Here is a 15,361-nt window from a genome sequence, read left to right as displayed (position 1 = left end):
AAATGCAAAGAGATTTTTGTCTGGGCAGTGAATGGTTATATTATAAAATTTATACCGGTGTGAAAACATCTGATTATATTTTATTAGAAAAATTAAAACCTGTCATTTTAAAATTAGAAAAAAAGAAGATCATCCAAAAATGGTTCTTTATTCGTTACAGAGATACAGAAGAGCATCTTCGTATTCGTTTTTTGATAAGCGATACAAAACATCTAACTAGAGTTATTAAATCTTTTTATTCTGTTTTTAATGAGCTATTAGAGCAAAATTTAGTCTGGAACATACAAACAGACACTTACAAAAGAGAAATAGAAAGATATGGCGAAAATACAATGTTAGATTCTGAATTCCTTTTTTGGGAAGACAGCAAAATGATTTTACGCTATATCAAACTTAAATCTCAATTTACTAAACAGGATACTCCGCTATTATTTAGCTTTTATGCAATTGATTCTTTTTTAAATTCCTTTAAATTATCAGATATGGAGAAGTTATCATTGATGGATAATTTACAAACTTCTTTCAAAATAGAATTTGAGACAGATAAAGAACAGAAAAAAGAAATGTCTAAAAGGTACCAATCATTATATCCTCAAATAAATGATTTTTTATCGACTACCTCAAATGATAATTTGAAAGAAATTGCAAAAATTATAAATAAAAAATCTAAAAATATTGCTGAAAAAACTTTAGAGATCAAAACTAAAATTGAAATTCCATTAGAATCTTTTTTGGCAAGTCATATTCATATGATGATTAATAGACAATACACTTCAAAACAAAGAATGTATGAACTTATTATTTATGATCATTTGTTTAGATTTTATAAATCGAAAAATTATCGAAAACAAAATATTATTCTCTCCTAAAAAATAGAACCTCACCATTTTAATTTTAGTTTTTGCATACATTAGCTTTTTAAATGCATCTTTCAAATCTAAAATTTGACCACTTTTAATTCTTTTCTTTCCTAAATTTTTGAATGTTCTTTCAATCCCCTGATATTACTAAGGATTAAAACAAAGCCTTAATATCATCACAACTAACTAAAAACCAATATTTTAAATAAATAAAAAAAGGGGAATTTTCCCCTTTTTTGGTACCCTTGCATTTATCTAATTTAGTCAAATCTTATCAGCCTTGTTTTCATACCAAGTTTAAAGCACAGTCAGAAGCCCCCATTTCTAATTATAATCTGCGCCTGAATCATATTCTTATTCAGTAAACATTTCATTTAGTATTTATAATAAATTTTATCAAAAGATGATTTTTGAAGTAATACAAATAATTTCAGAACAAGTAAACAACTATCTCGACGAAATTGGGTTAGAGAAATCTGTTGTTCCTGAGAATATTGCTTTTTTAGAATCACAAAAAGATGATGTTGGCGACCTGTTAAAAGATGGCGTGGCACTTACCGTAATTAATTTAGCCGAAGAAGCTACTTTAAAAAACTTCCCAAATCATACTATTGAAAATACTAAAACAATTTATAGAAACAGTATCGTCAATTTAAATCTGTATATCCTTTTTAGTGCCAACAGAGATAAATACGTCAATTCACTAAAGGACATTTCAAAAATTATTGAATTTTTTCAGGGAAAAAGACTTTTTACTCAAGCCAACACTATTTATAACAGAAGCAGCAGTGCAATGAGCAATGTAGACAACTTTAGATTTACGGTTGAACTCTACACTCCCACTTTTGAAGAACTAAATTATATCTGGGGAACATTGGGAGGTAAACAGCTTCCATCTGCTTTATATAAAGTGAGTATGATACAAATTGAACGCAATATTGTGCAAGCAGAAGGACAAGTTATTGGTGAATTTTCAGGAACAACCAAAAGAAAAGAACAATCATGAGTTTTGCTGCTACATATCAATTGCTATTTGAAGTAACGCTTCTTCATAATTATTTTTTGAATAACGGAGAAGAAACTTTTGCAAGTATGACAAATGCTGATAAAGAAAAAATGCTGCAGTCATTTAATACAGATGCATTTACAGCAATAACACCAACTCTGGAAACCAATATTGTACTTAAAAACTACAAAATGATATTCAAAAAAACCAAAACAGGTTTCGGAGTATATGTTAAAGTGAAAGATGAACTGGACCCATTTATAAAAGTCCCTGTTGATTTGAACTTAAAATTTTTAATTAAAATAAACGATTATCAATTTGAAAATTATACTAATCTTGATTTTGCTCTTACTCAGGCATATCTTTTCAGTAATGTAAAACCATTAACTGAACCCGTTTCATTTGAATATCTTCCAAAAATAAATGACAACAAGCTAATTTCAAATGTGTATTTAGTATCTGAAGAAACCACTGTCAATTTAATTTCAACACTGCAGCCGTCAGAACAACAAAATGTCTTTGGAATTATTTCGCTCACAGCCAAAGGCGACAACAGTTCAGGAAACATCATAAATAATTTGGGCAAAATGACAAGCCCAAATTTTAAAATTCATTTTGATAATCGGAAAACACTTTGGAAATATATCAACCGTAAAGCAGGAACCGAAATTAAAACCAATGCCGCAAAACCATTAACGCGCTCCGGTTTTGTTGAAATTGACCCGCTTACCGATTTTACGCCTTCACAACCGGCAGAAAGTCAATACCCAAATCCATCTGTAAAATCAATAACAAAAATCAATAGTGATTACTATTCGGAAATATTTATTTAATAATTAAAAAACAAATCAATTATGGCAACAACTTACAAAACGCCTGGAGTATATGTTGAGGAAATCGTAAAGTTTCCTCCTTCTGTTGCCCAGGTAGAGACAGCGATTCCTGCTTTTATTGGCTATACAGAAAAAGCCACGAACAAGATTAATGGAGATTTGAAATTGAAACCAACAAGAATAACATCTCTTTTAGAATACGAACGCTTTTTTGGCTTTGCTAAACCAGAGACAACAATTAGTGTTACCATTAATGATGTTTCAACAGATAATGGAGACACAAGATCTATTGTTGTAGATCAGCCAACTTCAAAACAGCCTTTTTTGATGTATTATTCCTTGCAGTTGTTCTTTGCAAATGGCGGTGGTCCTTGCTACATTATTTCGGTAGGGCGTTATGGAAATGATTTAGATGAGGCAGACACTCAGATTACAGCAATCAATAACAGTACTGCATTAAACGACGGATTAGCAGAATTAGAAAAGGTAGACGAACCAACACTAATTTTATTTCCTGATGCAACAAAAGTAAGCGGTATAACTACAACTGATTTCTACGGATTATACAATAATGCATTAATGCAATGTCAAAACCTGCAGGACAGATTTACCTTAATTGATACTTTAAGTTATGATGAATCTAGCCCAACAGATACTAATATAGATGATTTAAGAGATAAAATTAGTTCTGAAAAAGATACTATTAAATACGGGGCAGTTTATTATCCTCACTTAGAAACCATATTGGATTATGCTTTTGACAGCAGTAAAATTATATTAAAACATTTCTCCTATACGGCAAAAGCGTATGACCAAATCGCTGCAGGACTGGCAACTATCGAAAATCCAACAACAGGAATTGATGCTACTGTAGCTAAATTGATTGACGTTGATACTGTTCCCGGAGATATTTCCGGTCAAATGAGTGATTTACTTTTACAGATGTACAGCAATGATGCAACCGGCTTTGATTTAGGCGGAACTTTTGTTAGTAATCCTGCAAAAAAAGGAGCTTTCTTAGATAAACTAAATGCTTTGTTAATTTCTTTAGAAAGTTTATCTCTTTTAAGGAATTCGCTTAACGACGAAGCAAATGCAGCAATCAGTACAATTGATGAAGATCCCGTTATTGCAAACAACATTACAAGTGCTCTGACTGCATTTAATGCAAATTTTACTGCTGCAAATAAAATTGACTCTGTATATAAAAACTTAAAAACATTAAAGAAAAAAATACAGGATGAGAATACACCAGCTAAAATGCTTAAAATTATATCTACAGATACTGTAAGTTTTGATAAGGAATTAAAAAAATTGGTAAACTATACTGATTTGAATACTCAAACTGCAATTACGATAGTTACAAATAGTTTTTCCGGTATTAAAGCAAACCTTCTTTCACTTGTAAATGCTATTAAATCTGTTAGCGGAAAAGATGTAAATAATGGTGCATTAAACGGAAGAAAATTAAGCACTTTAGAATCTATCGACAATGCGACTTTTAATAAGATACTTACTGAAATTTACAACCTGTCAATAACACTTCCACCAAGCTCTGCTATTGCGGGAGTTTATGCCAGAGTTGACAGAGACAGAGGCGTGTGGAAAGCTCCTGCAAATGTAAGTTTGAACTATGTAATAAAACCAACCGTACAAATAACAAATACCATTCAGGACAATTTAAATATTGATACTGTTGCAGGTAAATCTATCAATGCTATCAGAACCTTTACCGGCAAAGGAACCTTGGTTTGGGGGTCAAGAACCTTAGCCGGTAACGATAGTGAATGGCGTTATGTACCGGTTCGCCGCTTCTTTAATATGGCCGAAGAATCTATTAAAAAAGCAACAGAACAGTTTGTTTTTGAACCTAACGATGCCAATACCTGGATAAGAGTAAGAGCTATGATTGAGAATTTTTTAATTCTTCAATGGAGAGCCGGAGCTTTGGCAGGAGCCAAACCAGAACAAGCTTTTTATGTTAGAATCGGACTGGGACAAACCATGTCTGCTATGGATATTTTAGACGGTAAAATGATCATCGAAATTGGTCTGGCAGTAGTTCGTCCGGCTGAGTTCATCATTCTTCGTTTCTCTCACAAAATGCAGGAATCTTAATTAAATCATCATTAAAAAAATATAGATCATGAGTTATCCATTACCAAAGTTTCATTTCTCAGTTGACTGGGGTGGAACAAAAATAGGTTTTACAGAAGTTTCCGGATTAGATGTAGAAACTGAAGTTATTGAGTATCGTCAGGGTGCAAGTCCGGAATACAGCAAAATTAAGATGCCGGGCATGCAGAAGTACTCTAACATTACCATGAAAAGAGGCACTTTTAAAAGCGACAATGAGTATTATGCCTGGTGGAATACAGTAAAACTAAACACCATCGAAAGAAGGGATATTACCATCAAATTACTTAACGAGGAGCACGAACCAGTGATTACCTGGAAAGTAAAAAATGCATGGCCGACAAAAGTACAGTCGACTGATTTAAAAGCCGACGGAAACGAAGTGGCTATCGAATCAATTGAATTGGTTCATGAAGGTTTATCTATTCAAAATGACTAGTCATGGCTAATTATTATCCACCCGTAGGTTTTCATTTTCTGGTTGAATTTGATCAACTGGGCACAAAAGAAAAAGACCATCAATTTCAATCCGTATCAGGACTTTCTGTAGATCTTGAAACAGAAGAAATTGTTGAGGGTGGAGAAAACAGATTCAAACACAAACTACCCGTTAAAACCAAATATCCCAATTTGGTTTTAAAAAGGGGGATACTTATTGACTCTGACGTAATTGAATGGTGCAGAAAAGCATTGGAAAATTTCGAGTTTAAGCCCGTCGATTTAACTGTAAAACTCTTGAATCAGGACCATGAGCCTTTAATGCACTGGAAAGTGATACATGCCTATCCCGTAAAATGGGCAGTGGAAGATTTTAGTGCTTTAGAAAGCAAAATTGTTGTTGAGAGCTTTGAGCTTGCTTATAATTATTTCACGCTTCATAAAAAATAATTTTATCATGCCAATTGAAATCAAAGAGCTTCACATTAAAATAAACGTGAGCGAAAATTCAAATTCGGGTGCAAAACCACCTCCTGCATCATCTGCTGCAGAAAAAGACAATGTGGCTGAGTGTGTCGAGCAAGTAATGAAAATTATAGAACGAAAAAAAGAACGCTGATATGACAACGACTAATGGTGAATTAAAAAAACTGAAGATCATTGCTTACAGCGATCCTCAATTCAACAATCCAATTTCGGATATTGAAGAGTTCATTACTCTGATGAATCCCGAAAAATATACTTTTCATTACAAGATAGAGCAAGATACAACGCAAGCTGCCGGAACAAGCAGTCCTGCGCCAAGATTTACAGCAATTGCTCCGGAGGAATTAGAACTGGATTTTGTTTTTGACCGAACAGGTATAATTGCCGGAAAGGAAACTACCGAAAATGGTGTTATTGAAGACATTGAGCATTTTAGAAAAGTAATTTTAGAATATAATGGTACCGAACATAAACCAAACTATTTAAAAATTGCCTGGGGAAGTTTGCTGTTTAAAGGTTCTCTCACAGAAATGACTATTGAATATAAACTTTTCAGGCCAGATGGAACACCCATTAGAGCCATTGCAAAAGGAAAATTCAAAGGAGTTGTTGAAGATGAGTTAAGAGCAAAACAGCAAAATAATCAATCACCTGATTTAACACATACCAGAATTGTAAAAGCTGGCGATACGCTTCCTTTAATGTCTTTTAAGATCTATGGCGATTCAAAATATTATCTCGAAGTAGCAAGAGCCAACAAGCTTATCAATTTCAGAAAATTAAAAATTGGTCAAAAAATATTTTTCCCTCCATTGCAAAAACAACAATAGATGAACAATAGCGGCGTCATACAAACCAGTAAAAGTGCAGATTTAGTAACGCACAAATTGCTCATTGAGGGAACTGAGCTGTCTGGTATTTACCAAGTAATAAGCATTGTAGTTCATAATGAGGTGAATAGAATACCGATGGCGCAAATTATTTTGACTGATGGAGATGCTGCCTCACAAGATTTTAAATTGAGCAATGAAGATTTGCTCATTCCGGGAAAAAAAATAGAAATAAAAGCTGGCTATCACAGTGACGAAGAAACCATTTACAAAGGAATAGTTGTAAAACATTCCATAAAAATAAAAGACAATTCGTCCTTGTTAATAGTGGAATGCAAAGACGAAGCTGTAAAAATGACCATTGGCAGAAAAAGCAAATATTTTTATGACGTAAAAGACAGCGATGCTTTTGAAGACATTATAGGCACTTACGGATTAGAAAAAGATGTAGAAAGCACTAATTATAGCCACAAAGAGCTAGTGCAGTACAATACTTCCGATTGGGATTTTATTGTCTCCCGTGCGCAAGCCAATGGAAAATTATGTTTTGTTGAAAACGGCAAAATCTCGATTAAAAAACCAGATTTGGCTTCTGAAGCAGTTGAAACGGTTTCTTTTGGTTCGAGTATGCTCGATTTTGATGCCGAAATTGATGCTCGAAATCAGTTTGCCAAAGTTTCATCCTACAGTTGGAATGCATCCAATCAGGAATTATTAGAAATCGAAGCCAAAGATCCCAGCGTAAGCCTAAACGGAAATTTATCTCCTTCGGATTTATCCGATATAGTAAAGCTTGAAAATTTGGAATTGCGCCACGGCGGTCACGTTACCGATACCGAATTGCAAGATTGGGCTGATGCTAAATTATTATTTCAACAACTATCAAAAGTTCGCGGAAGAGTAAAATTTCAAGGCATTCCCGCAGTAAAACCCAACACGATTATTACACTTGAAGGCGTAGGAGATCGTTTTAATGGCAAAGCATACATTACAGGAATTTTCCATGAAATTGCAAACGGTAATTGGACTGTAAACGCGCAGTTTGGATTAAATCCAGAATGGTTTTCTGAAACTTATGATGTCAATACACCGTCGGCTTCAGGAATAATTCCATCCATAAAAGGACTTCATATTGGTATTGTAACCCAACTTCAGGACGATCCCGATGGTGAAGACCGAATTTTGGTAAAAATACCAATTATCAATAACGAAGAACAAGGTATTTGGTGCAGAGTTGCTGCCCTTGATGCAGGTGACAACAGAGGAACTTTTTTTAGACCTGAAATTGAAGACGAAGTAATTATTGGCTTCATCAACGAAGATCCTAATGATGCGATTGTATTAGGAATGCTCCACAGCAGCGCAAAACCTGCTCCGCTAAAAGCAGCTGATGATAACCATCAAAAAGGGATTTTTACAAGAAGCGAAATGAAAGTGCTCTTTGATGATGATAAAAAATCGATAGCCATTGAAACTCCGGCAGGCAAAAAAATAACACTCGATGAAGACAAAGGATCTATAGTTATTGAAGACGAAAACTCTAATGTGATTACCATCGACAGCGCAGGAATAAAGATGGAAAGTGCGGGCGATATTTCAATAAAAGCAACAGGCGATGTAAAAATTGAAGGCACCAATGTAAATCTAAAAGCAACCGCCCAATTTAAAGCCGAAGGCAGTGCTGGCGCAGAAATGTCGTCGGCAGCAGTAGCGATTGTAAAAGGCAGCATTGTTCAGATAAATTAAATTATTTCTATTGCTTTCCATTAAAAATCTTTTAACACATAGAAACATAGGTTTTTATGTCGAAAAAAGAAAGTAAAAGAAACAAGTTTCCACACATAGCTAAACTATGTGCATTTAAATTAGTGAAACGCCTTTTTTTTAAAGCTACAGAAAACTATGTTTCTATGTGTTAAAATAATTACAACTAACTTAATAATTACAATTATGGGAGCACCAGCCGCAAGAATCAACGATATGCATGTTTGCCCAATGGTAACAGCAACTGTTCCTCATGTAGGCGGGCCAATATTGCCGCCAGGCGCACCTACAGTATTGATAGGCGGTCAGCCAGCAGCCTGTTTGGGAGATATGATCACTTGTACAGGTCCACCTGATAGTATTATAGCAGGCTCAGCCACAGTGCTTATTGGAGGAAAACCAGCCGCAAGAATGGGAGATTCAACTGCGCATGGCGGAACAATTGTAATAGGATGTCCAACCGTTTTAATAGGTTAATTATGGAAAGTAAAGAAGCTTTTTTAGGTACTGGATGGAGTTTTCCGCCAGAGTTTAAAAAGAACACTAAAGCAGTCGTCATGACATCTGATGAGGCGGATATTAAAAGCAGTCTGGAGATATTGCTTTCTACCAAAATCGGAGAACGTATTATGCTGCCCAGATATGGCTGCAATATGGATGAATTACTTTTTGAAACATTAGACAGAACACTTAAAACCTATGTTTCAGAACTCATAAAAACGGCCATTTTATATTACGAACCCCGAATTGATGTTGACAAAATTGACATTACACAAGGTGATGATTTAGAAGGAGAATTACTGGTCATAATCGATTACAGAATAAGAAGTACAAACTCAAGAAGCAATCTTGTTTATCCATTTTACAAAGGAGAAGGCACTAATATTTAAAAGTTTATAAGCTATGAGTACCAACAGCCAAATAGACAATGTTATTTTTAAAAGAAATGGGGTCAATCAGGAAGAACGTTTTAGTGACGCACTAGAGCCGGGCAACCTGAAACTTCATGATTTTACTATTGAAGACTGGCTGTTATTTGCTTATAATTTTGCAAAACAAGTCAACTTTTTCGACACAAATAATGATAAAACTCCAGAAGGAGATTGGCAGGAATTTTTTAGCTATTTCGGTTTTTCAAAAAATGATCATCCGGATGGAATTCCAAAAAGAACAGATAAAGAATATGCTGTTTTAAAAGAAAACATTACCAAAACATTATCTACTTCCAATATCAATCAGGACCTTACGCCTCACATGACATTGTTTGTGTGTTTCCTGAAATTATTCGAATTGTCCCAAAACAAACTTAATCTTATTACAAAAAAGCATTTAGACTTTTTTTATAAAGACATACTGCAAATCGAAAAACTGCCTGCAAAAGCAGATAAGGTGAGTATCATTTTTGAGCTGGCTAAAAAAATTGCCGAAGAAAAAATAGCCGTAAATACAGAACTTGATGCCGGAAAAGATCCTGATGGCAAAAAATTAATATACAAAACCACAGAAGAATTTATTGCCAATAAAGCTAATATCGCATACCTAAAAAGCGTGTATAATGACGTTGATTTGGGCGAAATAAAATGCAGTCAAATTGCCAATTCCCTTGACGGAAAAGGAGAACCACTAAAAGAAGAAGCTCCATATTGGTTTCCTTTTGGATATACATCAAATGAAAAAAAGTACCCGGAATTAGACGATGCAAAATTAGGTTTTGCAATAGCTTCAGAATTATTTAATCTTAAGGAAGGCGATAGAAATATTGACATCACAATTACTTTTGATCAAAATTTAACTTTTCATAATCCATTTAATACAGATGATCTTTTAAAAAACATCAGCATTCTGTACAGTGGAAAAAAAGGATGGATTGGAAATTTTAAGCTTAGTACAGCTGTTGCTTTTAAAAGTGGAAACCAATCTTCCAGCATTGGCACCAACAAATTAAGATTGGTTTTTCAGGTACCTAAAGATGACCCGGCAATTGTTAACTACGATAAGAAAGTTTTAGGCGAATTTTTCTCGACAGAACTTCCTGTAATTCGATTTTTAATCAATACACAAGATGTAAAAGGGCATACTCTTTTTAGAGCTTTAGTAACAAAAACAATCACCAGCATTACTGCAAAAGTTGAGGTTAAGGATGTAAAATCGCTATTATTAGAAAGTGATAACGGTTTACTTAATGCAGCAAAACCCTTTTACCCTTTTACACCTCAACCTGAAAAAAACAGTTCCTTTATAATAGACTATCCCGAAATCTTTTCTAAAAAATGGATAGATGCAGATATTAACATCAAGTGGAAAAACACTCCATTATCATTTGAAACTCATTACGCAGCCTACAAAAATAGTTTTCTTGAAACCATAAGTAAACAGATTTTTCTTGATGCCATTTTCATCAAGGACAACGTTAAAAAAATAATGCATGCCAACCAGCCTGAAGATGGAATTCCTAAAAAAAACAATTCAGAAATAAAAGCTCCTATAGAAATTAATGATGCAATAGAAGCTGTTGAAGAAACACCCGAACCACCTGAAATAAACCCAAATGATCCAATTGTTGAAGAGGGCTATTTTAAAGCAACATTATCTGTTTTAAACAAAGAAGTTTGGGATGAACAAAATAAAATTGTCAATTTATTTGATGATACTGATGGTGATAAAGTATATGAATGTAATATCAATGTAAAAGGGAACACTTATGGCATTGACAAAAGCGGACCTATACGATTGACATTAAATCAATCATTTTTACATTCGTTATTTCCAAAAATATATACTTTGGCCATAATGAATGTGGCGACAGACCCAACAACGCCTATCCCAAATGAGCCTTACACACCAGTTGTAGAAAGCATAAGCCTGAATTATTCTGCTGAGGAAACTACTGATTTTAGTATTTCTGCGTACGAGTCTAACCGAATAAAATTATTTCATGAAGCTCCTTTTGGTCAGCGCGAAGAGCATTCTTATTTGAAAAAACAAGCCATCAATAAAGAAATTTTAGAGACCGGCACGCCAACTACAAATTGTCTGGTTCCGGATTATTGCGATGGAGGCGAATTTTATGTAGGGCTTCAGGATGCCGAAATACAACAGCAAATTTCATTATTATTTCAAATATTAGAAGGAAGCGAAAATATAAGCGTTCCCACTTTTACAGGAAAACAAAAAGTAGAATGGTATATATTATGCGATAATTATTGGAAAAATCTTGATAAGGAAATTTTAGCAAATGGTATCGATAACTTTTTAAAATCGGGTATCGTAAAATTTAGCATTCCAAAGCAGGCAACTAATGACAATACATTGTTTCCAGCCGATACCATTTGGGTAAAAGCAAAAATGCACAAAGATTATGATGCAGTTTGCAAAGTTATCGATGTAAAAACTCAGGTTGTTACCGCCCAGTTTTTTGATAACAACAACAATTTAGCTCATTTAGACAGCACATTACCTGCCAAAACAATATCAAAATTAATTACCAGAGTTCCGCAAATTAAAAGTATTGAACAACCCTTTAATTCATTTGATGGAAAACCATTGGAGTCTGATCCCTCCTATTATCTGCGTGTAAGTGAACGCCTGCGTCACAAAAACAGAGCTATAACACTTTGGGATTATGAGCATCTTATTTTACAGGAATTTCCATCTGTTTTTAGAGTAAAATGCCTTAACCATACTTTTATTTCGGGTACAAATACCTCGTTTTTATCGCCGGGAAAAGTAACGCTAGTAGTAATTCCGGATATTATAGACAAAAATGTATTCGATATTTATGAGCCAAGAGTAAGCACAGCCACATTGAACAGCATAGAGAGTTTTATTAATTCTAAAAACTCAATGCAAGTGTCTGCAAAAGTTATTAATCCTGATTATGAAAAAGTTATAATAAAACTGGATGTAAAGTTTTATCCACAATACGATGAGAATTTTTACAAGAAACAGCTCAACGAAGATCTTATAAAGTTTTTATCTCCCTGGGCATTTGATACCTCTAAACAAATCATATTTGGAGTTGAACTGCAGCGAAGTATAGTAATTGAATATATCGAAAATTTATATTACGTAGATTTTTTATCTACGCTTGAAATGGCAATATATATCGATAAGAAAACAGATAAGGAACATCCTAAGCCATTAGAAGATACAGAAAACAACAAGGCTAATGTACATCTTTTAGACTTTTTAACTACGCTGTCCCCATCAAGCCCAAAAAACATTTTAGTCTCTGTTAAAAACCACATTATCAGCACTGACATAATAACTTGTACAATAACAACCCCAGAAGAACCTGAAAAATGTCGATACTAAACCAACATATCACCATTCCTAAAAAATCAGCAACCGAGGACGATTTGGATTTCTTTTATTTGAGAAAAAAAGGAATCGAATACATCGAGTCTTTTGGCAGTAAATTTTGGACTGATTTTAATGAGCATGATCCGGGAATTACGATGCTGGAGATGCTTTGCTACGCCATTTCTGATCTTGGAATGAGACTCAATCTCCCAATAGAAAATATCTTAGAATCTAATGACATTAATAAAGGCATTCCAAAACAGTTTTTTAAAGCTTCTGAAGTATTATCATCAAGTCCAGTCACGCAAAATGATTATAGAAAACTATTTATAGACATAAAAGGAGTTAGAAACTGCTGGCTTGCAAAACATAAAAAAACAGTGTATGTGGACTGCAAAAAAGATAAACTTTCTTATGATATTAAGGATTATGAAAACCTGCCAGATAATTTAAGAAAATCTTTTGAGCTCAATGGTTTATATGATCTTTATGTAGATTTTGAAAGCTCAAAACCTTCAGAAATAGAAGCTGTTAAAGAAAAAATAAGAAAGCAGTATCATGCAAACAGAAACCTTTGTGAAGATCTTGTTGAGATAAAAAAAGTGGTAGACTACCCTATCAAAATATGTGCAGATATTGAAGTAGATACGGAAGCCGATGAGGAACTGGTTCATGCAAATGTGATTGACGCTCTGGAAAGTTACTTATCGACAACGGTCAATTTTTATTCTCTAAAACAAATGATTGACAAAGGATATTCAACTTTGGAAATTTTTGACGGTCCATCTTTAGAAAATGGTTTTATTGATACTAAAGAATTACTTACGGCCGATTTGAGAAACGAAGTGCGTCTTTCAGATATCATGAGAATAATAATGTCGGTTCCGAATGTAATCTTAATTAAAGATATTTCTTTAGGAAATTGCGGAGGTGATGATCTCGAAAACAAATGGCTTATTTGCCTTTCACCTTACGAAAAACCTGTTGTTTGTGCTAAAAGTGTTTTTAATTACAATAAAGGATTATTACCCTTAAATATCAATCAGGCTCAGGTAAAAATTTATTTAGACGCCATAAAAGCCGAAAAAGATAAAGCGACAACAAACGCCAGTCTGGATAAAGAATTAGATATTCCAAATGGCGAATATCTTAACACCGATTTTTATACCACCATACAAAATGATTTCCCTGAAACCTATGGTATTGGCGAAGTGGGACTTCCTTCCAGATCATCTGTTGAACGTAAAGCTAAAGCAAAACAATTAAAAGGATATCTTTTATTTTTTGATCAGATATTAGGAAGTTATTTTAAACAATTAGGTCAGGTAAGCGAATTGCTTTCGGTAAGCGGAAATTTGACCAGAACCCTTTTTACGCAAGTCGTTAAAGATATTGAAGGCGCTGATGACATTGTAAACGGATATGAAAATTACAACGATGAAACGATTACAGCACTGCTTTTTGATCAGCAGGACAACAATATCGAGCGAAGAAATAAAATTTTAGATCACCTCTTGTCCCGTTTTGCCGAAAATTTTTCAGAATACGTATTTGTGAACAAAACCATTTACGGCAACACTACAGATCAGGTAGTATTGCGCGACAAAGAAAACTTTTTGAAAGATTATAAAGTAGTAAGCAAAGAGCGCGGCAATGCTTTTGATTATTACAAACAGCCTATTGCCAATTTGTGGAATACTAATAATGTTTCTGGGGCAGAAAAAAGGATTTCGAGACTCATTGGTATTAAAGATTACAGTCGCAGGAACCTTTCTAATTCATTTGTCGAAATGTACAATTTTATTGACACAGACAATCAATCTGTTTACAGATGGCGTATTGTAGACACTAATAAGGAAATTGTACTTTCTTCAACAGCAGAATATTTCGATACTTCGGCAGCAAATAAGGAGCTTTATTTTGCCGTACTGCAAATTATTCAGACTCGGGAATATAAAATAAAAGAGGCATTTAAAAACGGTACAATAACAGATTTATCTATTGTTGACAATATTTTAATTCAAAAGTCAGATGCCGGAAAATATTCTTATGATATTATAAATCCTGCCATTAAAGACAAGAAAAATCCAAACCGCATTATTGCCCGCAGATTTGAATATTATACTGATTTGAAGGATTTAGAAAAATCGATTCTCGACTTGATTCACTTCATGAAAGAAGATTTTACCGAAGAAGGAATGTTTTTGATAGAACATATGATGCTTCGCCCGGATGTAAATCTTACAACCGTAAATCCGGATACTTTCATGCCTATCTGCGCCGATGAGTGCGATAATTGCGAACCCATAGATCCCTACTCCTACCGTGTGAGCGTAGTGCTGCCGGGATATACATTGCGATTTGCCAATACCGATTTTAGAAATTATATCGAAAAAATAATTAAGGAGGAATTACCCGCTCACGTTCTGGCAAAAATATGCTGGATTGGATATAGGGAAAAAGATGTAAAAGACCCCGCAGAAAACCAGCTTGTTCAATTTGAAAAAACATATAAAGACTATTTGTTCGCCAAAACCGATTTGAATCAAGAGCAGCCAGAACCTCAATTAATCAGCTTTATTAAAGCGTTAACCGTTCTCGACAATGTTTACCCAACAGGACGACTGTTTGACTGCAGCGATGAAAACGAGCGATTGTCAGATAAAATTATACTAGGAAAAACGAATTTAGGATCACTATAAAAAC

At 34.1% G+C, this 15,361-nt stretch carries 13 protein-coding genes; all 13 read left to right on the top strand.

What is annotated here, in order from left to right:
• Window positions 1-2 precede the first annotated feature (2 nt).
• The 13 genes from NLJ00_RS10080 to NLJ00_RS10020 all read left to right on the top strand — a co-directional run bounded on the left by NLJ00_RS10080 (window position 3) and on the right by NLJ00_RS10020 (window position 15,357).
• A complete protein-coding gene (locus NLJ00_RS10080; protein WP_053470580.1) occupies window positions 3-869 on the top strand; it encodes a thiopeptide-type bacteriocin biosynthesis protein in 867 nt (288 codons plus the stop codon).
• Between the two features lie 394 nt (window positions 870-1,263).
• Complete coding sequence (locus NLJ00_RS10075; protein ID WP_256637094.1) at window positions 1,264-1,866, top strand: DUF4255 domain-containing protein; 603 nt, start codon at window positions 1,264-1,266, stop codon at window positions 1,864-1,866.
• The gene (locus NLJ00_RS10070) at window positions 1,863-2,699 is read left to right on the top strand and encodes a hypothetical protein (protein WP_256637093.1); all 837 of its coding nucleotides are present in this window, start codon (window positions 1,863-1,865) and stop codon (window positions 2,697-2,699) included. The genes NLJ00_RS10075 and NLJ00_RS10070 overlap by 4 nt, the downstream gene beginning before the upstream one ends.
• A gap of 21 nt (window positions 2,700-2,720) precedes the next feature.
• Window positions 2,721-4,817 carry a phage tail sheath C-terminal domain-containing protein gene (locus NLJ00_RS10065; RefSeq protein ID WP_053470583.1) on the top strand — a complete coding sequence of 699 codons (2,097 nt, stop codon included), beginning with the start codon at window positions 2,721-2,723 and terminating at the stop codon, window positions 4,815-4,817.
• A gap of 28 nt (window positions 4,818-4,845) precedes the next feature.
• On the top strand, window positions 4,846-5,274 hold the full coding sequence (locus NLJ00_RS10060; protein WP_007806487.1) for a phage tail protein: 429 nt from the start codon (window positions 4,846-4,848) through the stop codon (window positions 5,272-5,274).
• Between the two features lie 2 nt (window positions 5,275-5,276).
• Window positions 5,277-5,723: a phage tail protein gene (locus NLJ00_RS10055; protein WP_007806489.1), complete on the top strand. Its 447-nt coding sequence runs from the start codon at window positions 5,277-5,279 to the stop codon at window positions 5,721-5,723.
• 7 nt (window positions 5,724-5,730) lie between these two features.
• Entirely contained in the window at window positions 5,731-5,892 is a 162-nt protein-coding gene (locus tag NLJ00_RS10050; protein ID WP_256637092.1) for a DUF5908 family protein, read from the top strand.
• A gap of 1 nt (window position 5,893) precedes the next feature.
• Complete coding sequence (locus NLJ00_RS10045) at window positions 5,894-6,589, top strand: CIS tube protein (protein ID WP_256637091.1); 696 nt, start codon at window positions 5,894-5,896, stop codon at window positions 6,587-6,589.
• On the top strand, window positions 6,590-8,335 hold the full coding sequence (gene vgrG / locus NLJ00_RS10040; RefSeq protein ID WP_256637090.1) for a type VI secretion system tip protein VgrG: 1,746 nt from the start codon (window positions 6,590-6,592) through the stop codon (window positions 8,333-8,335).
• Between the two features lie 204 nt (window positions 8,336-8,539).
• Window positions 8,540-8,830 carry a PAAR domain-containing protein gene (locus NLJ00_RS10035; protein ID WP_053470586.1) on the top strand — a complete coding sequence of 97 codons (291 nt, stop codon included), beginning with the start codon at window positions 8,540-8,542 and terminating at the stop codon, window positions 8,828-8,830.
• A 2-nt stretch (window positions 8,831-8,832) separates the two neighbouring features.
• The gene (locus NLJ00_RS10030) at window positions 8,833-9,243 is read left to right on the top strand and encodes a GPW/gp25 family protein (protein ID WP_053470587.1); all 411 of its coding nucleotides are present in this window, start codon (window positions 8,833-8,835) and stop codon (window positions 9,241-9,243) included.
• Between the two features lie 13 nt (window positions 9,244-9,256).
• Window positions 9,257-12,667 (top strand): baseplate J/gp47 family protein, encoded by a 3,411-nt coding sequence (locus NLJ00_RS10025; protein ID WP_256637089.1) that lies wholly within the window; start codon window positions 9,257-9,259, stop codon window positions 12,665-12,667.
• Window positions 12,655-15,357 (top strand): hypothetical protein, encoded by a 2,703-nt coding sequence (locus NLJ00_RS10020; protein WP_256637088.1) that lies wholly within the window; start codon window positions 12,655-12,657, stop codon window positions 15,355-15,357. The genes NLJ00_RS10025 and NLJ00_RS10020 overlap by 13 nt, the downstream gene beginning before the upstream one ends.
• Window positions 15,358-15,361 lie beyond the last annotated feature (4 nt).

The organism is Flavobacterium panici (genome assembly GCF_024499525.1).
Taxonomy (GTDB): domain Bacteria; phylum Bacteroidota; class Bacteroidia; order Flavobacteriales; family Flavobacteriaceae; genus Flavobacterium; species Flavobacterium panici.
Note: the sequence above shows the minus strand (reverse complement) of the source record. Positions and strands in the feature narration are given on the sequence as shown.